Raw genomic sequence first — 24,917 nt, 5'->3', positions numbered from 1 at the left:
TCACCGGCCGACCCCGCAACCCTTGCCAGTGCTGCCTTGCAGCGCCGCGTTGTGTTGCGAGGGGGCGAATATTAAGGGACGAACGCCGGGCTGGCAAGGGGTTCTCCGAAATAATTCGAAAAAGCAATAAAAGCGCCGCAATCAGCACAACTGTCGCGGCGGTGACAGCTGGCGGGCGCGGTCTGCCTTAAGCTCGGTACACCCGGGGAGCAAGTCGCTGCGGGTCTATATATCTATCAGTGCCAGCAGAGCAGTGGAAGGAGACAAGATGATCACATCCGTACAGGCCGGCCATTCCCTTGTGACCGGTGCTACCGACGTTCCACTTTCCGATGACACGATCCCGGCCTTGCTGGCGCGGACCGTCGACGCAAACCCGGAGGGGCCCGCAGTTGTTTTTCGCGAGCAGGGCGTCCGCTGGAGCTGGGCGGCGTTCAGCCGGCAGGTCGACTCGCTGGCAGCGGGATTGCTGGAGCGCGGCATCGTTCGCGGCGACCGGGTCGGCATCTGGTCGCCCAATCGCGTCGAGTGGCTCGTGACCCAGTTCGCCACCGCGCGCATTGGCGCCATTCTGGTGAACATCAATCCGGCCTACCGGCAATCGGAGCTCGAGTACGCGCTCAACAAGGCAGGGGTGCGCATGCTGATCAGCGCCGTGCGCTTCAAATCCAGCGACTACCTGGGGATGCTCCAGGCGTTGGCGCCGGAACTGGCGGCGTGCCGGCCGGGCGAGTTGCGTGCGGCGCGGTTGCCGCACCTGCAATGGGTGGTGCGCATGGGCGCCGAGGTCACGCCGGGGATGCTGAACTACGAGCAACTGCTGGCGACGGCCGATGCGCAAAAGCTGGATGTGGCGACTGCTGCACTCGACACGCACGATGCCATCAATATCCAGTTCACCAGCGGTACCACCGGCAACCCGAAAGGCGCGACGCTGACCCACCACAACGTGGTCAACAACGGACGCTTCGTCGCCATGGCGATGCGCCTCGGGCCGGCCGACACACTTTGCATCCCCGTCCCGCTCTATCACTGCTTCGGGATGGTGCTGTCGGTACTGGCCTGCGTATCGGTCGGCGCCTGCATGGTGTTCCCCGGAGAGGCTTTCGATCCACTTGCCACCATGCATGCCGTCAGCGAGGAGCGCTGCACCGCCCTGCATGGCGTGCCGACGATGTTCATCGCACAGCTGGATCATCCGGAGTTCGGGCGATTCGACTTCTCCACCCTGCGCACCGGCATCATGGCCGGCGCGCCCTGCCCCATCGAGGTAATGAAGCGGGTCATTGCGGACCTGCATATGGCCGAAGTCACCATCGCTTACGGCATGACCGAGACTAGCCCGGTGTCATTCCAGAGCGCCACCGACGATCCGCTCGACAAGCGGGTCTCGACCGTTGGCCGCGTCCAGCCTCACCTTCAGTGCAAGGTTGTCGATGGCGGCGGCGAGATCGTACCGCTCGGCACGACCGGCGAGCTTTGCACGCGCGGCTACTCGGTGATGCTGGGCTACTGGGAAGATGAGGCGCGCACCAAGGAGTCGATCCGCGACGGCTGGATGTACACCGGCGACCTGGCCACCATCGATGCCGAGGGCTATTGCAATATCGTCGGCCGGGTCAAGGACATGCTGATTCGCGGTGGCGAGAACATCTACCCGCGCGAGATCGAGGAATTCCTGTTCCGCCATCCAAAAGTACAAGCCGTGCAGGTCTTCGGCGTCCCTGACCAGAAGTACGGCGAGGAAGTCTGCGCCTGGATCGTGCTCAAACCCGGCAAGACTGCGACCGAGGACGAGATCCGCGAGTTTTGCCGCGACCAGATCGCGCACTACAAGATCCCGCGCTACATCCGTTTTGTGGCGGAGATGCCGATGACGGTCACGGGCAAAGTGCAGAAGTTTGTCATGCGCGACACCATGATTCATGATCTGGGACTTCAGCAAAGCGCGACCGCTTGAGCGGCTTCGTCCATGACCATTCACATCGTGAAACTCGGATCGCCTCGCAGCGCCGGTGAAGGCCTGCGTATCGGAACCGTACGCAGGCCGCCCCGCGGCGTTCCCAAATCGGAGTTCGCCAGCCGGGATTTCTATGACGTCTGGTATCCCGCGCTGTCGCCGTCGGCGGAGCTGGTCGCCCAGGCGCTGGCGGCTGCCGACGACAAGGCCTGGAACGCCTTCGTGCGGCATTTCCGCAAGGAGATGGCGGAGCCCGATGCGAGCCGTACGCTGGACCTGCTGGCGGCCCTGTCGCACCAGACCAATTTCTCGCTCGGGTGCTATTGCGAGGACGAGGCGCGCTGCCACCGCTCGGTGCTGCGCGCCTTGCTGGCCGACCGCGGCGCCGCACTGGCGTAGTTCCGCCCCATCCGGGCAGGCGGCACCGGACCGCCGCGGACACCCTGACGAGTCACGCAGCTATGATGCGGGACTTGTCCGGCTCCGCTGGCTCCGGCTGGCACCTCCAACCGCTCCGAATCTTCGATGGCACTGAACCTGGTCTGGCTCGGCTTTTTCCTGCTTGCCTTTGTCGCGGCGTGCGTGCGCCTGCTCAGCGGCGACGTCACGGTCTTCCCGGCCATGCTGGCGAGCCTGTTCGACAGCGCCCGCACGGCATTCGAAATCTCGCTGGGACTGGCCGGAGTGATGAGCCTGTGGATCGGCATCATGCGCATTGGCGAGCGCGCCGGCGTGGTCGACAGCTTCGCGCGCCTGGTGAACCCGCTGCTGCGGCATTTCTTTCCCGGCGTGCCCCAGGGCCATCCGGCGCAGGGCGCGATGATGATGAACGTGTCGGCCAACCTGCTGGGCCTGGACAACGCCGCCACGCCGCTCGGACTCAACGCTATGCGCGAGCTGCAGACGCTCAATCACCGCCCCGACGTCGCCAGCAATGCGCAGATCATGTTCATCGTCCTGAACACGGCCGGGCTGACGCTGATCCCGACTTCGGTCATCGCCATCCGGCAGGCGATTGCCGTCAAGCAGGGTCTGGTCGGATTCAATGCGGCCGACATCTTCCTGCCAACCTTGCTCGCGACCGGCGCCTCCTGCCTGGCCGGGCTGCTGGCCGTGGCGTGGGTGCAGCGGCTCAACCTGCTCAAACCCGCGGTGCTGCTGGCCTTTGGGTTGACCGCCGCGGGTGTGGGCGGCCTCTTCCTGTGGCTGCGCCATGCGCCGCCCGCAGAAGTAAGCAGCCTGGCCGCGCTGGCAGGCAGCGGCTTCATCCTGTCGCTGATCATGCTCTTCCTGGTGTGTGGGGCGATCCGGCGCGTGAATGTCTATGAAGCGTTCATCGATGGCGCCAAGGAAGGCTTTGGCGTCGCGGTGCAGATCATTCCCTATCTGGTAGCGATCCTCGTCGCAATCGGCCTGTTCCGCGTAAGCGGCTGCATGGACGTGCTGATGCGCGGCCTGACAGCCGGCTTCGCCTGGCTGGGCATGAACACGGACTTCGTCCCGGCCCTGCCGGTAGGTCTGATGAAGATCCTGTCGGGCGCGGGTGCGCGCGGGCTGATGGTGGATGTGATGACCACCTACGGGGTCGATTCCTTCCAGGGACGGCTCGCAGCGATCATCCAGGGCTCCACGGAAACCACTTTCTATGTGCTGGCTGTCTATTTCGGCAGCGTCAATGTGCGCAACACCCGGCACGCGTTGGGGTGCGCGCTCTTTGCCGATCTGGTCGGCCTCGCCTGCGCGGTCTGGATTGCCTACCTTTTCCGCTAGGTTTTCCAGTCGTTCCGGGGCCGGCAGCGGCGTATTAAGCATTTAAAGAATAGGCATGTTGCACGAAAGCAACGGTATTGTGCTCATCGGCAGACATCTGTTCTGCGCGCCTTGGTGCGTCGCAACAAACCATGTATAGTGAAGTCTGTCTCCTCCACCACCTCGGTGGATTCCAGCCCGCGCACAACACTGCGCGGGTTTTTTTTGCCCGTTTTCCGGCGCTGCCCTTTGCTGCGATTCCAATTTCGCCTGGCGGCGCGCTGCAAGTGCAAATTGCGCACCACAACGGGCCGCCGCGCGCCATGGCGGTGCTGCTTCCGACAAATCGCCGCCCATCTGCCACACACAGGCGATTTTGTTGCGACGCAACAATCCATGCCGTAGAGTGGCAGCGGACCATTCGCATTTGAGCGGATGCCCTGATGCCTGACGTTGCCACTCTCAAGCCCGCCCCTCATGCTCGCCCTGCCGCGCTTCCTTCCGAACTGGCCAGAAGCTCCGTTGATACGGCGCGGCGTGATCTATGCGCTATCGTTCCTGTCGCTGGCAGGACTGGGCTGGCTGACCGGCGACAGCGGGTACATATGGTCGGCAACGGCATCGATCTGGACCTGCCTGGCCGATCGTGACGGCACCGCGGCCACCAGGCTTGCCAGCCTTGGCGCGGTCGGTATCGGCGGCGGTCTGGCGAGCGCGCTCGGTGCCGCCGTGGCACTGATGCCCTGGCTGGCGTTCGTCGTGGCGCTGGTAGCGGGGCTTGGCGCCGGCCTGGCCGAGACGCGCGGCCCGGCAAGCGCGCTGTGTGCCAAGCTGCTCTATGTGGTGCTGGTCGCAGCCTGCCTGCAACCTGCCGGCAACGTCGAGCTGGCGACACACGTACTCGGCACCGGCCTCGACTACCTGCGCGGCGGCGTTTTCGCCTGCCTGGTCTGCCTCGCGCTGATCCCTTCGCAACGCGACACACGCCCGCGCACCGAGACAGTTGCCGTCTTCGACGCCCTGCTGCGCTTTGCCGCCGCACTGGCAGATACCGCCCACGAGCCGGACATCACCGTCTGCAAGCAGGATGTGCGCAACCGCATCGAAGCCGCACGCCGCGCCATCCATGCCGGCCGCAGCCCGCGCGAGGCATACAGCCTGCTCCATTACGCCTACGTGGTCGGCGTCGCGGATGTCCTGTTCGCGCTGCTGATCGTCGCGGCCGAGCTTCGCGAGCGCGCGGGAGCCGGGCACGGGCTGCCGTTGCGCCACGTGGCTCGCTGCCTGGCCGATGCGCGGGAACAGGTCAACGACGCCATGGCACGGCACGCTGCCGACCTGCCCTCTCTCAGCGCCGCGCTCCACCGCGAACTCAGGCGCGTGGTCGCCCCCATGCCCAACGCCAGCGCCCCGCCGCCCTACCAGTCGGCCCTTGCGGCCCTGTCGCGGCATCCGGATTTCGAGCGCTGGCGCGCCGGCTTCGACTGGCCGCGCCGGGGACTGTGGCACGCCTTCGACCGCGTGCGCAGCGCAGTGGGCGAGCACGCCGCCCGCGACGCCCTGGCCACGCGCCACGCGGTGCGGCTGGCCCTGGCCGGCAGCCTGAGCCTGGTGCCGGCGCACTTTTGGCAGGTCGATCATGGCTACTGGGTTGCGGTCACGGTGATCATGGTGCTGAGTCCGCAACTGCAGACCACCCGGCGGATCTCTTTCAAGCGCTTTGCCGGCTCGCTCGCGGGCGCCCTGCTCGCTTGCGGCATCGGGCTGGCCCACCCGGCCCCGGCGCTGGCCCTGGCTATCAGTGCCGCATTCCTGGCCGGCGCCTATGCCAGCAGGCTGGCCGGTCAGCCGGGCGGATTCGCTTTCTGCCTGACGCCGGCGGTGATCCTGTTCTCGTGGGTCGCCGCGCCGGCGGTAGACAGCAGCCACTTCGCTGCCCTGCGCGGCATCGATACCGCCCTCGGCTGCCTGATCGCGCTGGCCAGCTATTACGTGCTCGCGCCGCGCGTGGAAATGTCGCGGGTATTCCGGCACAGCCTGGACGCGCTGGCGGTCAACGCCGTCTATCTGCGTGCGGCATTCGCGGCCAGCCGCACGATGGCCCCGGCCACAACGCGTCTCGAGGCACTGCGGGTTGCCGCCGGCCGGGCCTCGACTCGCGCCGAACAGACGCTCGGCCAGTCGGCCAGCAGCCTTGCGCCCGGAATGGCGTCGGCCTACCCGCAACTGCATGCCACGGTGCGGCGCATGGCGGCGCTGAGCGGCGTGGTGCGGGCCGGCACCGAATCGGGTGCGTTCGAGCTCGCGCCGCGTCCTGCTACGCAGGCCATGCTGCTCGAGCTGGAGACGCGGCTGGCGGAAGTTGCCGTGCGGCCCGGGCTGGCGGCGGAGAACGACAATCGACAGGCGCGGCCTGGGGCCGGCCTGTCCGACGATCGGCCATTCGAGCAGTTCCTCGCCGAACAGGCTGACTATGCCGGGTCGCATATCGCGGCCGCGCACGCCGGGGTCGCCGCCTTGCGTGAACTGGCGGGTACGGCCACGCCTCCGTCCGCTCTCCACCAGGCCCATCCGGGTTGAGCGCCGAAGCGAATACCGATGGCCGGTGTGCAGCGCAGCCGACACTCGCGCGGCTTCTGGTGGCCAGCTACCCCGGGGCTTTACCGGCAGCGGCAATGACCTAGAATGTTGTCATTCCACCGTCGCCCTGCACGAGGTACGCCATGTCCGATGTCACGTTCCCTCGCAGCGTCCCGGCCTACTGCGCGGCCAGCCTGACGCTTTCGTGCCCTGCCACGGTCAACGGCACGCCCACCCAGTATTCCGTCACCGCTGAAGCGCTCGAGGCGCATTTCGGTGCGCGCTCGCCGCGCGAGGAAGACCTGGTGGCGGCCTTCACCAGCAACCGCCAGCGCATCGAAAGCCTCGCCGAAAGCCTGTTCGAACTGACCGAGGCACGAGAAATCGTGCTGCGAAGCGGGCATTTCCGCTTCGCAGGCTGAACGGATCCAGGAAGGCCGGCAGCAGGCCCGCGTCAGTTCCCTGTCGCTTCGCCGCGCACCAGCAGCACCGGCATGCTGGACTGGCGGATCACGGCTTCGGCCACACTGCCCAGCACCAGGCGGCGCACGCCACGGCGCCCGTGCGTACCAATGACCAGCAGGTCGGCGCCCCACTTCCTTGCGGCTTCATTGATCGAGGCACCAATATCGCCCGGCACGGCCGCTTCGTTCACAAGCTGCGTTTCGTGCGGCACGTTGGCCGCGGCCAGCCGTCTGGCGGCACTCTGCAGGGCACGTTCGCCGCTTTCGACAAAGGCTTTCTGCAACTGGCCCGGATCGTAGTAGCCGGCATCGAAGAGTGGCGTGGCGCTGTCCACGACATAGAGGGCGAGCACCGTTGCGCCACTCTGGCCGGCATTCCGAATGGCCTCGGCCAGTGCCAGGTCCGATGTGCTGCTGCCATCCACGGCCACCACGATCTTGCTATACGCCGCGCGAGTCATTTGCGTTACCTCCGGAGAAATGAAAAAGGAAGGGGGCTTGCACCGCCTGCATCGATACTACACATGCCTGAGCCGGCACGTGGCGGGTCCCGGTCAACCGCCTGACGCGCCGGCCGGCCGCGCCTGCTGGCCTGCAGCCGGAGCATGCACAGCCGAGTCGACCACGACCAGGTAGCGGCCCGGGTCGGCCACCGGGGAGCGGTCCGGACTCAGCACCCAGAGCGAGTCGCCGCGCCCGGCAGCGGCGAGGTAGTCCGCATCGAGCAGGCCATAGTGGTCGATCAGCCGGTTCAGCGCAGCCGGAATGCGCACGCATCCCTTGGAGGCCGGACGGCCCAGCCGGGATTCGAGCCGGTCGGGATCTGTCGCATGCATCTGCAGGCGCATCTCGCTCTCTCCGCCCCTGCCCCATCCGCGTTCTGCGTCGACCCAGCCGAAATCGAAGACTCGCATGCCGCGCGCGCCGTAGCCGCGGATGCCGTTCTCGTTGAGCGTGCCCTCGGCGCGGAAGTCCAGGTTGTCGAGGCTGTGGTCGAACACGCCGAGCGGCGTCACAAAGTGATCGAACTCGCCGGGCCGCCCCGTGGAGACCGGCGTGGCGCCGATCCATTGCCAGGGCGCATCGGCAGCCGTGCGGCCATAAAGCATGATGGCCTGCACACGTGGGTTGCGATCGACCAGGAGCACCCAGTGCCCGGCTTCCGCTCCGAGCCCGGCCGTGCGCAAGGCATCGCCGAGCATTCCCGCATAAAGCTTTGCCGAGGCCGCCGGCAGATTGCGGCGCGGTTTGACTTGCCTGAGGAAGGCCTGCTGTACGCGGGCCAGGTCGGCGACCGCGTCGGTGGACGCCGGCCCCGGAGGATTCGGCAGGTTGGCTGCCGCCGCCGGTATGGAAAGCGCAGCTGCGAGCACGCTGACGGTCAGTATCCGGAACAAGCGGACCCGCCGCGCGGCGGCCTGCCAGGATGAAGACGAGAAAGGCTGTGGGTACGACATGCTGCGTCCTGCCGGCCTGCCCTCTCCCTCCTAGCGGCAACAGGCCTTCTATATAAATAGACAACAACGCCGCGCGGAATTTCCCGCGCATGATCGCAATCCGGTCCTTGGCACCATCCGCAGCAAAAATTGACCGACCGGTCGGTTTATATATAATAGGAGGGACTATTGCTGACCCGGCCACGACAAGAACGGGCGGCCTCGACCAAGGAGGCTTTATGTACACCCAGAGTCTGGATCTGCCCGGCAACGCGCAAACCGCCGGCCAACCCGACCCCGATCTGAACGAAGCCGGTCGACAGGCCGCATTCGACGCGCGCATGGCCGCCGACGACAAGATCGAGCCGCAGGACTGGATGCCCGAGGCCTACCGCAAGACGCTGGTCCGGCAGATCTCGCAGCACGCGCATTCCGAAATCGTCGGCATGCTCCCTGAAGGCAACTGGATCAGCCGCGCGCCGTCGCTCAAGCGCAAGGCCATCCTGCTGGCCAAGGTGCAGGACGAAGGCGGCCATGGGCTTTACCTGTATTCCGCCGCCGAAACGCTCGATGCCTCGCGCGACGACCTGGTCGATGCGTTGCATTCGGGCAAGGCCAAGTATTCGTCGATCTTCAACTACCCGACGCTGACCTGGGCCGATGTCGGCGTAATCGGCTGGCTGGTCGACGGCGCCGCGATCATGAACCAGATTCCGCTGTGCCGCTGCTCGTACGGGCCGTATGCGCGCGCGATGATCCGCATCTGCAAGGAAGAGTCCTTCCACCAGCGCCAGGGCTTTGACGCCCTGCTCGCCATGATGCGCGGCACCGACGCTCAGCGCGAGATGGTGCAGGACGCGGTCAACCGCTGGTGGTTCCCGGTGCTGATGATGTTCGGCCCGCCCGATGCGGCCTCGACCAACAGCGCGCAGACCATGGCCTGGGGCATCAAGCGCATTTCGAACGATGACCTGCGCCAGAAATTTGTCGATGCCACTGTCGAGCAGGCCCGCATACTCGGCGTGACGCTGCCCGACCCTGGCCTGCAATGGAATGCCGGGCGCGGCCACTACGACTACAGTCCGCTCGACTGGGACGAATTCTGGCGTGTGATCAACGGTGACGGCCCCTGCAACAAGGAGCGCCTCGCCACCCGCGTCAAGGCGCACGATGACGGCGCCTGGGTGCGCAAAGCCGCGCTCGCCCATGCCGCCAAGGTAGTCGAGCGCGAAGCGCGCACCAGCCGCGCCGCGGCCTGAACACAGGAGACAAGGATGAACCGGAAAGAATGGCCGCTGTGGGAAGTCTTCGTACGCAGCAAGCAGGGCCTGGAACACAAGCATTGCGGCAGCCTGCACGCCGCCGACGCCCAGCAGGCGCTGCACATGGCGCGAGATGTCTACACGCGGCGCCAGGAAGGTGTGTCGATCTGGGTGGTGCCGTCGAACGCCATCACCGCCAGTGCGCCGGAGGAAAAGCCGGAGCTGTTCGACCCGATGGCCGACAAGATCTACCGGCACCCGACGTTCTACCAATTGCCCGACGAAGTCAATCACATGTAAGGGCCCGGCATCATGAGCCAATCCCCGCAACCCGCCTCGCCTGCGCATCTGCCGCTGGCACGCACCGCCGCGCTCCAGTACTTGCTGCGGCTGGCGGACAACGCCCTGATCCTTGGCCAGCGCAATGCCGAATGGTGCGGCCACGGCCCGGCGCTGGAAGAGGACATCGCGCTCGCCAACATCAGCCTCGACCTGGTCGGGCAGGCGCGCCTGCTCTATGCCCATGCCGGCATGCTGGAAGGCGAGCTGACCGGGCTGCCCCGTCACGAGGACGAGTACGCCTACTGGCGAGCCGAGCGGGAATTCCACAACTGGACCCTGCTGGAACTGCCGCATAGCGGCCCGCTGGCGGGCACGGTCCGCACCGAGCGGGACTACGCCGTCACGATCATGCGTAACTTCCTGTACAGCGCGCTGATGGTCGAACTATGGGCCGCGCTGGAAGGCAGCAACGATGCGGGCCTGGCTGCGATCGCTGCCAAGTCCGTCAAGGAGGCCCGCTACCACCTGCATCACGCCGCCGGCTGGGTGGTGCGGCTGGGCGATGGCACGGACGAGTCCCACGCGCGCATGCAAGGCGCGCTCAACCACCTGATGCCGTACATGAACGAGTGTTTTGCCACCGACCCGGTCGAGCAGGAAGCCGCCGCACAAGGCGTGGCAGTCCCGACCGCTGACTTGCGCGACGCCTGGCAAGCCACCGTGAACGAGACGCTCGAAGCCGCCACGCTGACCATGCCGGCCGCCAGCGCGTTCCTGTCGACCGGCAAGCACGGCGTGCACTCCGAGCATATGAGCTACCTGCTGGGCGAGCTGCAGAGCCTGGCCCGCGCCCATCCGGGCGCGCAATGGTGAGCGCACGATTTCTGCCAGAGGCATGACCAGCATGAGCCCATCGCCAGCACCCAGCGCAAACTCGGCCGCCACTGCGGATCGCGCAGCGCGGGCCTGGGCGGTGCTGGAATCGGTGCCAGATCCCGAGATCCCGGTGGTTTCGATCCGAGACCTCGGCATCCTGCGCGATATAGCCGTCGCTGACGACGCCGCGCTCGAAGTCGTCATCACGCCGACCTACTCCGGCTGCCCCGCCATGTCGCAGATCGCCGAGGACATCGGCCTGGCGCTCGACGCGGCCGGGCTAGGCCCCTGGCGCATCCGGACCACGCTGTCGCCGGCCTGGACCACGGACTGGATCAGCGAGGCCGGCCGGGAACGGCTGCGCGCCTATGGCATTGCACCGCCCGGCCAGTGCAGCCAGGCGCCCGCAGCCGCGCGGCCGATGCGCTTCGTGCCGCGCGCCGCCCGTGCCGGCGCCCCTGACCTGGTGCCATGCCCGCGCTGCGGCAGCCACCACACCCAGGAAATCTCGCGCTTTGCCTCCACGGCCTGCAAGGCGCTGTACCGCTGCCTGGACTGCCGCGAGCCGTTCGACTACTTCAAACCCTACTGACCCCCGCCGGCCCGAGCCGAAAGCGCCATGACCCCACAGTTCCATCCGCTGCGCGTGGCGCAGGTACGCCCCGAGACCGCCGACACCATCTCGATTGCCTTCGAGGTGCCGGCGGAGCTGCGCGACGCTTACCGCTTTACGCAGGGCCAGTTCCTGACGCTCAAGGCGCCGGTCGACGGCCAGGACGTGCGCCGCTCGTACTCGATCTGCTGCGGCGTGCAGGATTACGACGAGCGTGGCGAGCTGCGCGTGGCGGTCAAGCTGGTGGAAGACGGCCTGTTCTCCAGCTATCTGCACGACGCCATCTCGCCGGGCCAGGTCTTCGACGTGATGACGCCGGACGGCCGCTTCTACGTGCCGCTCGATGCGGACAGCGCGCGCCATTACGTGGCCTTCGCCGCCGGCAGCGGCATCACGCCGGTGCTCTCGCTGATCCGCACCACGCTGGAGCGCGAGCCGGGCAGCCGCTTCACACTGGTCTACGGCAACCGCAGCGTCGACACCATCATCTTTTCCGAAGCGCTGGAAGACCTGAAGAACCAGTACCTGTCGCGCTTCACGCTGTATCACGTGCTGTCGCGCCAGCCGCAGGAGGTCGAGCTGCTGCACGGCCGCCTCGACCACGCGCGCGTGACCGCCTTCCTGCAGACGCTGATCCCGGCCGAGGACATCGACGCCGCCTTCGTCTGCGGGCCGGCCTCAATGATCGACGAAGTCGAGAACGCGCTTCGCGACGCCGGCGTCGATCCGCACCGCATCCATGCCGAACGCTTTGGCGTGCCGGTCGCTCAACAGAAGCGTACGCCGGCACACGCCGCCACCGATCATGCCGGCACCGCCGAGCTGGTGGTGGTGCTGGATGGCAAGCAGCACAAGATGAGGCTGCCGCTGGAAGACGGAAAAGTGCTGGACACCGCGCTGGCCGCCGGGCTGGATCTGCCCTATGCCTGCAAGAGCGGGGTCTGCTGTACCTGCCGCGCCAAGGTGCTCGAGGGCAAGGTCGAAATGGAAAAGAACTACACGCTGGAACCGTGGGAGATGGAAAAGGGCTTCGTGCTCACCTGCCAGGCGCGCGCGCTTACGCCCCGGGTCGTGGTCAGCTACGACGAACGCTGAAACGCGCCCTGCCGGACGCAGCCCGACAGGCGCGCCGGCCCGCCGTGATTACAATGGCGTAAGACAGCCCACCGCGCGTGCCGGATTGACAGGCCTGCCGTATGCGCGAGGCCACAGGTGTCTGGGAACCATCTCACGCGTATACAATCACGGCCATGCAATATATCCATGTCGTCAACGGTGATGTAGCGGGCAACACACTGCGCCAGGCGCTGGCGCAGGCTGCCCGGCCGGACCCGGTGGTCGTGCTGCGCGACGACCTCGCCGTGGGTCCGCTCGCCGATGTCGACAGCACGGGCCTGATCCGCTCGGGCTTCTGGCAGCGCGTGGCCCCGCACACCGATATCGACTTCGCCGCCGAGATGCGTCAGGCGCTGAGCCAGCTGCAGGGGCTGCGGCAGGGCGACATGGAAGTGTCGATCTGGCACGGCCAGAGCGCCGCCGACCAGTTGATGCTGCGCCGGGTCGTGTTCCACCTCTACCAGGCGCCGCAGCGGATCAACGAGGTCGCCATGGACCCGCGCGAGCTCGAAATACCCGCCCAGGGCAACCTGACCGCCATCGGCATGTACACGCCGGCCCGGCTGGCGCGGCGGTTTTCCACCATCGCGCCGGTCTCGGTGCTGCGACTGGGCCGCCTGGGCTACGAATGGCAGCAGAACGTCAAGGAAAACGCCGACGTGCGGCTCTGGAAGGGCAACACGTTGGTGCCGGCGGCGTACCACACCATCGATGAAATCATCATGGAACGCGCTCCGGCCGAATGGACGCCGGCTGCGCAAGTGGTAGGCAGCGTGATGGGCGCGATCGAAGGGCTGCTCGCCAGCGACTGGTTCGTGTTCTGGCGTTGCCGCGAGCTGATCGCCGCCGGCCTGATGGTGCTGCGTGGCAACGCCGACTCGCTGCAGACCTGCGAGCTGCGCCGCCACCTGCCCGCCAGCGCGGAATAAGCCGAACCAAGCCGAACCAAGTCGGAACCAGCCGGACATATATGGCCCGTACCAAGGCGCCCGATTTCGAGGCACAACGCGAACAGATCCTGGAGCTGGCAGCCGCCGCTTTCGCCAACAGCAGCTATCCGAGCACGTCGATGGCAGACCTGGCCGCGGCCTGCGGCACGTCCAAGGCGCGGCTGTACCATTACTACGAAAGCAAGGAAGCGATCCTGTTCGACCTGCTCGACCGCTACACGCGCCGGCTGATGCTGATCGTCACCGAGGTCGAGTCCGATGCCGAGCGGCAAGGCCGCACCGACCAGGAGGGCTTTGCCAACCTGATCCGCGCCTTCCTCGCCGAGTATGAAAACTCGCAGACGCGCCATATCGCCCTGATCAATGACGTCAAGTTCCTGGCCGACGAACAGCGCGACGTCATCCTTGGCCGCGAGCGCGACGTGGTCGCCGGCTTTTCGCGCCTGCTGCGCCGCGCCTATCCGGAGCGCGTCACCCGCGACAACCAGACCGCGCTGACCATGACGGTGTTCGGCATGATCAACTGGACCTTCACCTGGCTCAAGCCGGGCGGCAAACTGTCGTACGCAGACTTTGCCGACATGGTGCTCGACCTGCTCGACGGCGGCCTGCCGGGCAAACCGGCGAAGGCCGCAGTATTGCGCTGAGGGGCGCCCGGCGCCCTCCCATCAGTTCAGGACCAATCCGCCTCCTCGCGCTGGCGCCGCTGCTCGCGGTCCTGGCGGAACATTTCCTGCAGCTCGTCGCGCGCCTGGCGTGCCAGCGAGACCAGCTTTTTCTGGTCCGTGTAGTGCGGATAGAAGCGGTCGATGGCCTGGATGTTGTGGCGGCGAAAGCGCAGCGCCACATTGCGTGCCTCGGCCGGATCGAATCCCAGCCCTTCCAGCACGCGCCGGCCCAGCATCAGCGAGCCCTCGAACATTTCCCGCTCGAATAGCTGCACGCCACGGTCCTTGAGCTGGTAGATGTGCGACACGTGGCGAGCCCGCGCATAGATCTGCAGTTGCGGGAAGCGTTCGCGCACGCGGTCGATCAGTTGCAGGCTGTCGTCCATGCCGTCGATGGCAACCACCAGGATCCTGGCTTTGGCGATGCCGGCGGCTTCGAGCAGGTCGATGCGCGTGGCGTCGCCGTAGAAGATCTTGAAGCCGTACTGGCGCAGGAACTCGATCTGGTCCGGATCGTGGTCCAGCACCGTGACGCCGATCCCCTGCGCGTACAGCAGGCGCCCGATGATCTGGCCGAAGCGGCCGAAGCCGGCAATCAATACCGGATTGTCCTGCGGCGTGATCTTGTCGTCCGGCCGCTTCGACAGCGCACCCACATGCGGAGCTACCAGCCGGTCGTAGGCCAGCAGCAGCAACGGCGTCGCCACCATCGACAGTGCCACCACCAGCACCAGCAGCGCCTCGGTCCCGCGCGGCAGCAGCCCTGCTGTGCCCGCCACGCCGAAAACCACGAAGGCGAACTCGCCGCCCTGCGAGATCAGCAGCGCGAACAGCAGGCGCTGGCCGCGCGCAATTGAAAAGTAGCGGGCGAGCAAGGCAAGCACGGCGGTCTTCCCCACCACGAAGGCGGCCACCAGCCCCAGCACCCGCCAGGGCGAGCTTGCCAGCACGGCGAAGTCGATCGACATCCCGACCGCCATGAAGAAGAGCCCCAGCAGCAGCCCCTTGAATGGCTCCAGGTCGGCCTCCAGCGCGTGGCGATACTCGGAATCGGCCAGCAGCACGCCCGCCACGAAGGTGCCGAGCGCCATCGACAGGCCCACCGCATCCATCATCAGCGCGATCCCCACCACCAGCAGCAGGGCAAAGGCGGTGAACATCTCGCGCATGTCGGTGCGCGCGATGAAGCGCAGCGCCGGGCGCACCAGGTAACGGCCGCCCGCCACCACCGCCCCGATCACCGCCACTGCCTTGCCCGCGGCCAGCCAGCCGGCCGTGCCACCCGCATCGGCGGCGCTTTCGGCTGCGAGCAGCGGCAGCAGCGCGATCATGGGAATGGCCGCGATGTCCTGGAACAGCAGGATGCCAAAGCTGGCCGTGCCGGCCGGGGTGCCGAACAGGTTGCGCTCGGTCAGCGTCGCCAGGGCGATGGCCGTCGACGACAGGGCCAGCCCCAGCCCGGCTACCAGTGCCACCGGCCAGGGCGCGCCAGCCAGTGCCGCCACCACCCCGATCAGGAGCGCGCACGCGGCCAGCTGGGCGCCGCCGTAGCCGAAGATGCTCCGGCGTAGCGCCCAGAGCTTGCGCGGCTCCAGTTCCAGCCCGATGACGAACATCATCAGCACCACGCCGAACTCGGAGAAATGCAGGATCGATTCGACATTGGTCACCAGCCGCAGCGCGAACGGCCCGATGGCCGCGCCCGCCAGCAGGTAGCCGAGCACGGCGCCCAGGCCCGAGCGCCGCGCCAGCGGCACCGCCACCACCGCCGCGATCAGGAACACCACCAGTGCAATCAGGAAGTCGTGCTGGTTCATGCGCGGGCCCCGCTGGTTCCGGCGTGGGACGTGCCGAGCCGTCCGCAGACGTGGGCGATGTGGTCGGCCAGCGCAGTGGCGTCGGCATTGTCCGCGTCATGCAGGACGACTGGCGGCAGCCAGTTCATGCCGCACAGGACCGCGGTCTGCTCGAGCGGCAGCAGGAACTCGTCGATGGTGTGGCCATGGTTGCCGTCCGCGCCATATGAGTCGGCAGTGCCGCCGGTACTGACCACCACCAGCAGGGACTTGCCGCGCAGCGCGGTCCCGCCCGGCCCATAGGCCCAGCCGGGTTCGAGCACTTCGTCCAGCCACAGCTTGAGCAAGGCCGGCACGCTGTACCAGCGCACCGGGTATTGCAGGACGACGGTGTCGGACACGGCCAGCACGCGCTGCTCGGCCACGACGTCGATGTCGTAATCGACATATTTGCGGTAGAGATCGCGTACCTGAACCTGCGGGAGCGCCGCCAGCGCATCGGCCAGGGGCCGGTTCACGCGCGATCGGCTGGGGGTGGGATGCGCGTAGATCACAACAATAGGAGGCTCGGTCATCAGAGGTTCGGGGGCGTTGGCGTAAGCGCGTTGGATGCCAGGACAAAGTGCCGTCACAGCGCGACTTGCGGCGTTGCAACAAGTCCACACCTTGATCGGGCTAACGATTCTTCACAATTTCTTATGCCGTTGATTTTATTCGATTTTCTTTTGATCCAAAGCAGGTGTTGCAGCTGCTGCGTCGCACGAAGCTTACGCAGAACTGACAATCCCGCTACAATACTTTTCGCGCCGCATCAAGTTAGTGTTTGCCCGAAGTTTGCACCGATCCAGTGAAAAGTGCATGGATAAACACCACGGCAGTGCTATTTTTATTCTGATCGCACCAGGAAGGAAACAACGTGAATCCGCTCGAACTGAGCAAGGCCGTCGGCGCCATTTCCGACGAAGATCTTCGCAAGGCAGCCGAAGCCGCACAGGCCGCCCAGCGCGCTACCGTTCTGGTACGCGAGCTGGCAGCCCACCACCGCTCGCGCCTGCTGAAGCATTTTCTCGCCCTCGGCGAGGAAGACCGCCTGCTACGTTTTGGCCAGTCCGTTGGCAACCATGTGATCGAAGCCTACGTCGACAGCATTGATTTCGACCATGATTCCGTGTTCGGCGTCTATGACGACAAGCTCGAACTGATCGGCGTCGGCCACTTCGCCAACCTGCGCGACAACGCCCAGGGCCGCGTGGCGGAATTCGGCGTTTCGGTGTCGAGCAGCGCACGTGGCCGCGGCATCGGCAGCGCCCTGTTCGAACGCGCGGCCATCCATGGCCGCAATACCAACGTGCGCACGCTGTACATGCACTGCCTGTCGCGCAACGCCGCCATGATGCACATTGCCAAGAAAGCGGGGATGAAGGTGCAGTACGCCTATGGCGAGGCCGATGCCTACCTGGAGCTGCCGCCCGCCGATACGGTCAGCCGCCTGACCGAGGCGCTGGACGAACAGGTCGCCGACCTGGACTACATGGTCCGCCGCAATCTGCGCGACGCGCGCCGTTTCGGCCTGCGCTTCTGGCGCTCGATGGTGCCGCAGAAGCATACGGCCTGACCGGCACCGGGCCAGTTACCGCAAGACGGCGTCCCTCGGGGCGCCGTTTTTGTTTTGGGCACTCAGCCGCCGGCCACCGGCAGCGCCGTGGTGTCCTTGATACTTTCCAGCGCAAAGCTGGAGCGCACGTCGATCACGGATGGATGGGCGAGCAATTGCTCCTGCATGAAGCGCGCAAAGTGCTCCATGTCTTCCACATAGACCTTGAGCAGCAGATCCATTTCGCCCGTCATGGCATGGCAGGCCGCCACTTCCGGCCAGACTGCAATCGATGCGCGGAACAGGTCCAGCGGCGCCTTGCCCTTGGGCGCGCCGCCATGCTTCTCGAGCCGCACGTTGATGTAGGCAAGCAGTCCGAGGCCGATCTTGCCGGGCTCCAGCAGCGCCGCATACTGGCGGATCACGCCGATCTCCTCCAACCGCCGGATGCGCCGCAGGCAGGGGCTGGGCGACAGGTTCACGCGCTCGGCCACCTCCAGGTTGGTCAGCCGGCCGTTGGTCTGGAGGACCTCGAGGATCTTCCGGTCGATCTTGTCCAACTCCACCTTGCTCACGATTTTGTTGCTCCGCAATATGTTTATTGGCAATTTTTTTGCGCAAATTTAACAAGCCGTGCACAAGTACGCAATTTTTTTGACACTATCGCTCTTCGTACCGCCTTATCGATCACTCGCGATACAGCCGGATGGGCTGAACATTCCGGCTCTGGCAAGGCTGCCCGGCAATTCGCCAGGTATCTCAAGAGCGGTATTGGAGGCAAGGATGGTGCCAAGCCCGGTGAATCGGGCAGCGGCATTCTAAGGGCGTTTGCCACCACATCCGGCTTTTTTACAGATAGAAAAAAGAAAACGCGCGACCTGGAAGGTCGCGCGTCGTGGAATGCATCAGCGCCCGGTGCGGGCGCCGGCATCAGCCGCCCTTGCTGGAGGGCGCCCCAGGTGCGCCAGGCGCACCGGGGCCGCCGCGCGGCATGCGCTGCATGCGCTCCTCGTGCATTTTTTGCATGCCTGCCTTGATCTCGTCCATGGTCAGCTTGCCGTCATGGTTGGCATCAAGCTGGTCGAAATGCTTCGCCAGCCGCGGCAGCCCGGCCTGGACTTCGGCCTTGGTCAGCGCACCGTCACCGTTCTTGTCGGCCGCCTTGAACTTGGCCTCGAATTCCGCCTGCATCTCTGCGCGCCGCTGCTCCCACATTGTTTTGTGGTAGGCCGCCAGTTCGGCCTTGTCGAGCTTGCCGTCATGGTTGGTATCGATGCGGTTGAACAGCGCGTCGAACTCGGCCTTGGAGATGGTGCCATCGTGGTCGGTGTCGATCGACTTCAACCACATTCCGCCACCTTCGTGACCCATGTGGTGGCCATGCATGGGACCGCCTTGCGGCCCCGCTGCAGGCGCGCTGGCCTGGGCGAAGGCGCCACCGGCAACCAGGAAGACGGCCGAAGCGGCCAGGAACTGCTTGAGGATGTGCGACTTGTGATTGCGTTGCATGTCTTGCTCCTTTTCATCACGTGGGCATGTACGGATTAGAACGCAGACGATGCAGGGAAGTTGGCGCTTTTAATACGATGTTACGCCACTCACAGATAACACCCCTCCCGTAAGGGAACGCAAGCAAGCGCTAATAGTTGCGCCGGGGGCCAGCTCAATCCTTGGCTGACAGGGGCTCGCCGGCTGGTACTTGCGGAGCCATCGCCGGCTGGAGCTGGCGAGGATCGATGGGCTGAGGCTGGCCTTGGGGCTGGGGCTGGGATTGCTGTTGTTGTTGCGGCGGCGGCTGTTGCGGCTGCGGCTGGCTGACTGCGGGGGGAGGCGCAGGCATCGGCGTTGCCATCGGAGCGGCCGCACCGGATGGCGGCGGCGCTGTCGTGGCAGGCGTGCCACCAGCGCGCGAAATGCCCGTCTGGATCGGCAATTCGATCTCCTGCCGTACGCCGTTGCGCTCGATCACGACCGAGCGGCCATGGATCGCCACCAGCCGGATCTGCTGCGACAAGGCCGTGCCGGCACGCACCGCCTTGGCCGGGCCGCCGTCCAGCGACACGATGGCGGCCCCCGCGCCGTCATCCACGTCCGCCACCACGCCGATCAGCTGCACGTCGCGTACCCCGCTCTGCGCCGAACCGCCGAACAGGGTGGCTATGGCGCCTGTCTCGATGGCTTCGGTCTGCGCCACCCGAGCGGTCTGCGGCACCGGGATGGTCCGCATCGCGCTGAAGGTAAGCACCCAGTAGGTCGCCAGCGCGCACAACGCGATGAACAGCACCAGGCTGGCTGCGCGCGGCAACCAGGCAGCGGAGGAATCAAGGCGGAAGACAGGCCGGAGGGAATATTGCACGGGACGGTACGCTCGACGAGGACGCGCCAAGCGTACCAGACAGACATGACGATGTCTGTCGCGCGGTTGCTGCGGGCTAGCGACTTATAGGAGGTCGTCCAGCAGATCCGGGCCGAACACTTCGCGGTGGATATGCCCCACCGGCACGCCTGCGCTGATCAGCGCGTGCCGCTGCGCCTGCATGAATCCAAGCGGGCCGCACATGTAGAAGCGGCCGTCCATGAAGCGCTGCGTTGCAGGCGCTTCCAGCAACGCCGCGACGGGCATGGTGCCGGCGTGGTCGTAGTCGCGTCCGGCCTGATCGGCAGGCTCGGGATTCTCATAGCTGATATGGGTATGCAGCTGCGGCATCCGTTCGCGCGCCCATTGCAGGTCGGCGCGGTGCGCGTGATGACGGCCGCCGCGCGCGGCGTGCGCGAACAGCACCGGGCGCCCGGGCTGCTCGGTTGCCAGCGTGCGCAGCACCGACACCATCGGCGTGATGCCGATGCCCGCCGACAGCAGCACCAGCGGGCGGCTGCCCTCCAGCGCCGGGGCGAAATCGCCGAACGGCGCGCTCACGGCCAGCTCCGTGCCTTCTTGAGCGTTGGCATGCAGCCAGTTGGAGACGGCGCCGGCCGGCGTCTGGTGATCGCCGTCTTCGCGCTTGACCGAGATCCGCCAGGTCGGCAGACCGCGCTCTGCCGACAACGAATACTGGCGCAGTTGCCGGTGGCCATCGTCCAGGCGGGCTTCGACGCTGATGTACTGGCCCGGCTTGAAATCGCGCAGCGGCTTGCCGTCGGCCGCGGCCAGCGTCAGCGCCACCACGTTGTCGCCCTGGGCTTCGCGGCGGACCACACGCACCGCGGTCAGCTCGCCCGGCGTGACGCCGGTGCTGTGGTACAGGCGCGCTTCGGCGGCGATCAGCTCGCCGGCAAGCAGCCAGTAGGCCTCGTCCCAGGCGGCCAGCAGTTCCGGCGTGGCGGCCTCGCCCAGCACGGCGCCGATGGCGCCCAGCAGGTGACGGCCGACGATGGGATAGTGCGAAGGCGTCAGGCCCACAGCCGCGTGCTTGTGCACGATGCGCTCCACCACCGGGGCCAGCGCCGCGCCGTTGTCGATATTGGCGGCATAGGCGAACACGGCCGACGCCAGCGATTGCTGCTGCGAGCCGTTGGCCTGGTTGCCCATGTTGAACAACTGCGTCAGCTCTGGCCGGTCCGCGAACATCTCGCGGTAGAAATGCGTGGTGATGGCCAGACCATGTTCGCGCAGCACCGGAACGCTGGCATCGATATAGGGGCGGGAAGCAGCGGACAACATCAGTCAAGACTCCATTTATTTCATGCAAACGAAATGCATGTTTTTACTCACAATAAAACCGGCGCTCGTCGGCGCCCGAACGGAACAGGCCCGTTCAGGCCGAACGCCGGTTCAGGAAATCGCGATGCAGGCGGATGATCGACTCCGCGGTCTGGCTGCCGCTGACATCGGCCAACGTGACATCGTCGAGTGCGCGGTAAAACGCCTGTTCGGCGACATCCAGCGCACGCCGCAAGCGGCAGTTGCCGGTCAGGGCGCAGGGCGGGTTCTGGCAGTCGATGATCGCCTTGTGCCCTTCCAGCTCGCGCAGGATGGTGCCGATGGTCAGTTGCTCCGCCTGCGGCCCCAGTTGCAGCCCGCCGTGGCGCCCGCGCGTGGCCGAGATCCAGCCCAGCTTCGACAGCCGCGCCGCCACCTTGACCAGGTGGTTGTGCGAGATGTCGAACTGCTGCCCCACCTCGGCAATGGTGATGGGCCGGCTGCCGTCGCCCCTGGCAACATACATCAGCAGGCGCAGCGCATAGTCGGAAAAGCGGGTCAGTTGCATCGTGGGTCCGATCATAAATAACATGCATTGCAAATGCAAGTTATCGACTGGCCAAGTTGCGCAGTGTGATCTGGATCAGACTCCGCGATGCGCGGTTTCCGCTCCACATCTAAGAGTCATGTGGTGCCGGTTATACTGGCTGGCGAATCCGGCCCCGCCACTGCCAGGCGCGGCCCTTGCCACTTATGCGACACACAAGCAAAAGGTCCAGATACGATGCGCAGATTCGCAGTCCCTTCCGCCCGCTCTCAATCCCTTCGTTCCCGTGGTGCACGCGGCTTCACCCTGATCGAGATCATGGTGGTGATCGTCATCCTCGGCGTGCTCGCGGCGCTGGTGGTGCCCAAGATCATGAGCCGTCCGGACGAAGCTCGCATCGTGGCGGCACGCCAGGACATCTCGTCGATCATGCAGGCACTCAAGCTCTACCGCCTCGACAACAGCCGCTACCCGACCACCGAGCAGGGTCTGGCCGCCCTGGTGACCAAGCCCACCACCGAGCCGGTGCCCAACAACTGGAAGGGCGGCGGCTACCTGGAAAAGCTGCCGAAGGACCCGTGGGGCCATCCCTACCAGTACCTGAACCCGGGCGTGCGCGGCGAAATCGATGTGTTCAGCTTTGGCGCTGACGGCCAGGCCGGTGGCAGCGGCAACGACGCCGACATCGGCAACTGGGAATAAGGCCCCTCCCGTCTCATGAAACCGGCGTCGCGCGGTTGCACCGCCATCCTTCGGCGCCGGGGTTTCACCCTGCTGGAACTGCTGGTGGTGATGGTCATCGCCGGCATCGTCATCTCCATGGTGGCGATCAATGCCTCGCCCAATGAGCGCGGCCGCGTGCTCGACGACGGCCAGCGCATCGCCCGGCTGTTCGAACTGGCGCAGGAAGAAGCGCAACTCGGCGCCCGTCCGATCGCCTGGGAAGGCGACGCCAGCGGCTGGCGCTTCCTCGAATCGACCCCGAACGGCTGGATCCCGATGCGTGCCGATGTCTTCGCCCCCGGCCACTGGCGCCTGGCGCTGGACCAGGTGATCGTGGCCGAAGGCGGCCGCAATCCCGGCAACGGCGCCCCGCCCCGGCTTATCTTCGGCCGCGAGCTGATCGACAGCCCGCAACGCCTGGTGCTGGTGCGCGGCGACATCCGCGTCGACGTCACGGGCGACGGCGGCGGCCGCTACTACGCCAGCACGCCATGAGCCACGCTGCCCATCGCGCACGGCCTGCCGGCTTTACGCTGATCGAGGTGCTGGTGGCACTGACCATCCTCGCCGTCGCGCTCACCGCGGCCATGCGCGCGATGGGGTCGATGGTGGATGCCAGCGCCTCGCTGCAGTCGCGCATGCTGGCCGAATGGAGCGCCGAGAACCATCTCGCCTCGCTGCGCCTTTCCAAGACCTGGCCCGAGCCTGGCGTGAGCGGCTACGCCTGCCCGCAGGGCGGCACCCCGCTCTACTGTGAGCAGACCATCTCGGGCACGCCAAACCCGGCGTTCCGCCGCGTCGAGATCGCGGTCTACCCTTCCGCCAGCGACAAGTCCGTGCGTCTGGCATGGCTGGTCACCATCATCCCGAATGAAACCCGCAACCTGCTCTGAACGCCGCCGCGCAGCCGGCAGGCGCGGCTTCACCCTGCTCGAGATGCTGGTGGCCATTACGCTGCTGGCCGTGATGGCGGTGATCGGCTGGCGCGCGCTCGACAGCATGACGCGCAGCCGCGAGCGCCTGACCGACCACGACAGCCGGCTCGATGCCCTCAAGGTGCTCTACGGCCAGTTCCAGGCCGATTGCGAGCATCTGGCGGACCCGACGCTGCTGCAGGGCAGCCCCGTCGAAATCACTCCCGGCCAGGTCCTGATGGTGCGCGACCGCCGCGAGGAGGGCCAGCCGCCGATGTGGCAGGCACTTGCCTACCAGGTCGACGGCAACACCCTGCTGCGCGTCGCCGCCCCGCCCGTCGGCACCCGCGCTGCCGTGCAGTCATCGCTGCTGAATCTGCGGCAGCCCGGCAACAGCAACGTCCAGGTGCGGCGCGTGCTGAACGATGTCGACAGCCTGAGCGCGCGCGCGTGGATCGAGCCGGCCGGCTGGCAGGCCGATTCAGGCCGGATCAGGAACGCCCTGTTCACCGGCAACGCGGCCAGCGCCGTGGCGGCCTCGGCGGTTGGCGCGGCATTGCCGACCACTGCGGTGCGCGCGGTCGAGCTGACCGTCCAGGCACGCATGGGCGACGGCGACGCGCCGCGGCTGTTCCAGAAAATCTGCATGACCGGCCTGTGATGCTAACGCGCCCGCCCGCCAGGATGCCCCGCCGGCCACGCCATGCGCGCGGCGCAGCCGTCGTGACCGCGCTGCTCATCGTCACGCTTGCCGTGGTAGTGGTATCCGGCATGCTGTGGCGCCAGCAGGTGCAGATCCGCGGCATCGAGAACCAGCGCCTGCAAGCCCAGGCGACCTGGATCGAACGCGCTGCCGTGGACTGGGCACGCCTGATCCTGCGCGACGACCAGCGCCGCACCAGTGTCGACGAGCTTGGCGAGCCGTGGGCCGTGCCGATCGCCGAAACGCGGCTGTCGGACTTCCTCGGCGCCGCCCTGCGCACTGACCAGGCGGGCGAGACCTCGTTCCTGTCTGGCCGCATTCAGGACGCGCAGGCCCGCTTCAACCTGGCCAACCTGGTGGTGTGGACTTCCACGGCCACGCAGGGCCGGGCCGCCTCGGTCGATCCGCTTGCACTGGCGAGCTATCGCCGGTTGCTGCAGACGGCGGGCCTCAATCCGGGACTGGCCGAAGACACCGCCCGCTTCATGCTGCAGGCCGCCCAGGGCGGCAGCAACGGCCAGCCCGCGCCGCGCCCTCTCGACAGCGCCCAGGGCCTGCTGGCCGTACCGGGCTACACGCCCGACACCGTCGCTGCGCTGGAACCCTTCATCACCGTCCTGCCTGAACGGACCCTGGTCAACGCCAACACCGCCGACGCCGAGGTGCTGGCCGCCGTCATCAACAACCTGCCGCTCGAGCGCGCGCGGGAACTGGTTCGCCAGCGCGACCGCGCCTACTTCAACAATGTTGGCGATGTGCAGACCCAGCTGCGCGCCGTGGCGCCTCAGGCCGATGTCAGTACCCTGAGCAGCCTGGTCGACGTGCGCACGCACTACTTCCTGATCTACGGCCTGGTTCGCCACGAGCGCGCCAGCCGGCTGCAGGTCTCGCTGGTCTACCGCGGCGAGGCACTGGGTAACGCCAATACCACCCGGGTGTTGTGGATCCATGACACCGACCGCCTGCCCGAATTGCGTTAATTGTCGATATTTCTCCCGCGACGATCGCTCTATTCCGAAAATACCGGGCGATATAGCCGGGGAG

General features: G+C 66.4%; 27 protein-coding genes. 18 read left to right on the top strand and 9 right to left on the bottom strand.

Going from position 1 to position 24,917, the window contains the following annotated elements:
• Positions 1 to 268: 268 nt before the first annotated feature.
• The 5 genes from RM96_RS15855 (at position 269) to RM96_RS15835 (ending at position 6,711) form a co-directional block, all read left to right on the top strand.
• The gene (locus tag RM96_RS15855; protein WP_039011867.1) at positions 269 to 1,960 is read left to right on the top strand and encodes an AMP-binding protein; all 1,692 of its coding nucleotides are present in this window, start codon (positions 269 to 271) and stop codon (positions 1,958 to 1,960) included.
• A gap of 12 nt (positions 1,961 to 1,972) precedes the next feature.
• A complete protein-coding gene (locus RM96_RS15850; protein ID WP_039011864.1) occupies positions 1,973 to 2,359 on the top strand; it encodes a DUF488 domain-containing protein in 387 nt (128 codons plus the stop codon).
• Between the two features lie 126 nt (positions 2,360 to 2,485).
• The gene (locus RM96_RS15845) at positions 2,486 to 3,730 is read left to right on the top strand and encodes a nucleoside recognition domain-containing protein (protein ID WP_039011862.1); all 1,245 of its coding nucleotides are present in this window, start codon (positions 2,486 to 2,488) and stop codon (positions 3,728 to 3,730) included.
• A 456-nt stretch (positions 3,731 to 4,186) separates the two neighbouring features.
• Positions 4,187 to 6,289 carry an FUSC family protein gene (locus RM96_RS15840; RefSeq protein ID WP_039011861.1) on the top strand — a complete coding sequence of 701 codons (2,103 nt, stop codon included), beginning with the start codon at positions 4,187 to 4,189 and terminating at the stop codon, positions 6,287 to 6,289.
• A 143-nt stretch (positions 6,290 to 6,432) separates the two neighbouring features.
• Complete coding sequence (locus RM96_RS15835) at positions 6,433 to 6,711, top strand: DUF1488 domain-containing protein (RefSeq protein WP_039011859.1); 279 nt, start codon at positions 6,433 to 6,435, stop codon at positions 6,709 to 6,711.
• Positions 6,712 to 6,743: 32 nt separating this feature from the next.
• On the opposite strand, the gene RM96_RS15830 is transcribed toward RM96_RS15835, so the two are convergent.
• Both RM96_RS15830 and RM96_RS15825 read right to left on the bottom strand, forming a co-directional pair.
• Complete coding sequence (locus RM96_RS15830; protein ID WP_039011857.1) at positions 6,744 to 7,214, bottom strand: universal stress protein; 471 nt, start codon at positions 7,212 to 7,214, stop codon at positions 6,744 to 6,746.
• A gap of 93 nt (positions 7,215 to 7,307) precedes the next feature.
• Positions 7,308 to 8,210: a L,D-transpeptidase gene (locus RM96_RS15825; RefSeq protein ID WP_039011856.1), complete on the bottom strand. Its 903-nt coding sequence runs from the start codon at positions 8,208 to 8,210 to the stop codon at positions 7,308 to 7,310.
• A gap of 218 nt (positions 8,211 to 8,428) precedes the next feature.
• On the opposite strand from RM96_RS15825, the gene paaA reads away from it, so the two are divergent.
• The 7 genes from paaA to RM96_RS15790 all read left to right on the top strand — a co-directional run bounded on the left by paaA (position 8,429) and on the right by RM96_RS15790 (position 13,935).
• Entirely contained in the window at positions 8,429 to 9,448 is a 1,020-nt protein-coding gene (gene paaA, locus RM96_RS15820; protein ID WP_039011855.1) for a 1,2-phenylacetyl-CoA epoxidase subunit PaaA, read from the top strand.
• A gap of 15 nt (positions 9,449 to 9,463) precedes the next feature.
• The gene (gene paaB, locus RM96_RS15815) at positions 9,464 to 9,751 is read left to right on the top strand and encodes a 1,2-phenylacetyl-CoA epoxidase subunit PaaB (RefSeq protein ID WP_039011854.1); all 288 of its coding nucleotides are present in this window, start codon (positions 9,464 to 9,466) and stop codon (positions 9,749 to 9,751) included.
• A gap of 12 nt (positions 9,752 to 9,763) precedes the next feature.
• A complete protein-coding gene (paaC, locus tag RM96_RS15810; protein ID WP_039011853.1) occupies positions 9,764 to 10,606 on the top strand; it encodes a 1,2-phenylacetyl-CoA epoxidase subunit PaaC in 843 nt (280 codons plus the stop codon).
• 22 nt (positions 10,607 to 10,628) lie between these two features.
• Positions 10,629 to 11,201 (top strand): 1,2-phenylacetyl-CoA epoxidase subunit PaaD, encoded by a 573-nt coding sequence (gene paaD, locus RM96_RS15805; protein ID WP_152624117.1) that lies wholly within the window; start codon positions 10,629 to 10,631, stop codon positions 11,199 to 11,201.
• Between the two features lie 27 nt (positions 11,202 to 11,228).
• On the top strand, positions 11,229 to 12,317 hold the full coding sequence (gene paaE, locus RM96_RS15800) for a 1,2-phenylacetyl-CoA epoxidase subunit PaaE (RefSeq protein ID WP_039011851.1): 1,089 nt from the start codon (positions 11,229 to 11,231) through the stop codon (positions 12,315 to 12,317).
• Between the two features lie 155 nt (positions 12,318 to 12,472).
• Complete coding sequence (locus RM96_RS15795) at positions 12,473 to 13,267, top strand: DUF1835 domain-containing protein (protein WP_039011850.1); 795 nt, start codon at positions 12,473 to 12,475, stop codon at positions 13,265 to 13,267.
• Between the two features lie 41 nt (positions 13,268 to 13,308).
• Positions 13,309 to 13,935, top strand: a complete 627-nt coding sequence (locus RM96_RS15790; RefSeq protein WP_039011849.1) for a TetR/AcrR family transcriptional regulator — start codon at positions 13,309 to 13,311, stop codon at positions 13,933 to 13,935.
• A gap of 26 nt (positions 13,936 to 13,961) precedes the next feature.
• Here the strand turns inward: RM96_RS15790 and kefC are convergent, their stop codons facing one another.
• Both kefC and kefF read right to left on the bottom strand, forming a co-directional pair.
• Positions 13,962 to 15,773, bottom strand: coding sequence for a glutathione-regulated potassium-efflux system protein KefC (gene kefC, locus RM96_RS15785; protein WP_039011848.1), 1,812 nt, complete (start codon positions 15,771 to 15,773; stop codon positions 13,962 to 13,964).
• Positions 15,770 to 16,327 (bottom strand): glutathione-regulated potassium-efflux system oxidoreductase KefF, encoded by a 558-nt coding sequence (kefF, locus tag RM96_RS15780; RefSeq protein WP_039011847.1) that lies wholly within the window; start codon positions 16,325 to 16,327, stop codon positions 15,770 to 15,772. Before kefF ends, kefC begins: the two co-directional genes overlap by 4 nt.
• Positions 16,328 to 16,668: 341 nt before the next feature.
• Between kefF and RM96_RS15775 the strand changes: the two genes are divergently transcribed.
• Complete coding sequence (locus tag RM96_RS15775; RefSeq protein WP_039011845.1) at positions 16,669 to 17,367, top strand: GNAT family N-acetyltransferase; 699 nt, start codon at positions 16,669 to 16,671, stop codon at positions 17,365 to 17,367.
• A gap of 62 nt (positions 17,368 to 17,429) precedes the next feature.
• Here RM96_RS15775 and RM96_RS15770 read toward each other — a convergent pair whose 3' ends face one another.
• From RM96_RS15770 to RM96_RS15750, 5 genes are all read right to left on the bottom strand, one after another.
• A complete protein-coding gene (locus tag RM96_RS15770) occupies positions 17,430 to 17,921 on the bottom strand; it encodes an Lrp/AsnC family transcriptional regulator (protein WP_039011843.1) in 492 nt (163 codons plus the stop codon).
• Between the two features lie 355 nt (positions 17,922 to 18,276).
• On the bottom strand, positions 18,277 to 18,855 hold the full coding sequence (locus tag RM96_RS15765; protein ID WP_039011842.1) for an EF-hand domain-containing protein: 579 nt from the start codon (positions 18,853 to 18,855) through the stop codon (positions 18,277 to 18,279).
• 154 nt (positions 18,856 to 19,009) lie between these two features.
• On the bottom strand, positions 19,010 to 19,702 hold the full coding sequence (locus tag RM96_RS15760; protein WP_039011841.1) for a type II secretion system protein N: 693 nt from the start codon (positions 19,700 to 19,702) through the stop codon (positions 19,010 to 19,012).
• Positions 19,703 to 19,786: 84 nt separating this feature from the next.
• Positions 19,787 to 21,007 carry a globin domain-containing protein gene (locus RM96_RS15755; protein ID WP_039011840.1) on the bottom strand — a complete coding sequence of 407 codons (1,221 nt, stop codon included), beginning with the start codon at positions 21,005 to 21,007 and terminating at the stop codon, positions 19,787 to 19,789.
• Between the two features lie 94 nt (positions 21,008 to 21,101).
• The gene (locus RM96_RS15750; RefSeq protein ID WP_193752459.1) at positions 21,102 to 21,554 is read right to left on the bottom strand and encodes an RrF2 family transcriptional regulator; all 453 of its coding nucleotides are present in this window, start codon (positions 21,552 to 21,554) and stop codon (positions 21,102 to 21,104) included.
• A gap of 216 nt (positions 21,555 to 21,770) precedes the next feature.
• Between RM96_RS15750 and gspG the strand changes: the two genes are divergently transcribed.
• From gspG to gspK, 5 genes are read left to right on the top strand one after another with little or no spacing between them, the layout of a single operon-like run.
• On the top strand, positions 21,771 to 22,235 hold the full coding sequence (gene gspG / locus RM96_RS15745) for a type II secretion system major pseudopilin GspG (protein WP_039011837.1): 465 nt from the start codon (positions 21,771 to 21,773) through the stop codon (positions 22,233 to 22,235).
• A gap of 15 nt (positions 22,236 to 22,250) precedes the next feature.
• Entirely contained in the window at positions 22,251 to 22,751 is a 501-nt protein-coding gene (locus tag RM96_RS15740; protein WP_039011836.1) for a GspH/FimT family pseudopilin, read from the top strand.
• Entirely contained in the window at positions 22,748 to 23,149 is a 402-nt protein-coding gene (gspI, locus tag RM96_RS15735) for a type II secretion system minor pseudopilin GspI (protein WP_039011834.1), read from the top strand. The genes RM96_RS15740 and gspI overlap by 4 nt, the downstream gene beginning before the upstream one ends.
• Positions 23,127 to 23,831 (top strand): PulJ/GspJ family protein, encoded by a 705-nt coding sequence (locus RM96_RS15730; protein WP_039011833.1) that lies wholly within the window; start codon positions 23,127 to 23,129, stop codon positions 23,829 to 23,831. The genes gspI and RM96_RS15730 overlap by 23 nt, the downstream gene beginning before the upstream one ends.
• Entirely contained in the window at positions 23,831 to 24,853 is a 1,023-nt protein-coding gene (gene gspK, locus RM96_RS15725; RefSeq protein ID WP_052279527.1) for a type II secretion system minor pseudopilin GspK, read from the top strand. The genes RM96_RS15730 and gspK overlap by 1 nt, the downstream gene beginning before the upstream one ends.
• Positions 24,854 to 24,917: the final 64 nt, after the last annotated feature.

The organism is Cupriavidus sp. IDO (genome assembly GCF_000812465.1).
Taxonomy (GTDB): Bacteria; Pseudomonadota; Gammaproteobacteria; order Burkholderiales; family Burkholderiaceae; genus Cupriavidus.
This window is presented reverse-complemented; position numbering and strand designations above follow the sequence as displayed.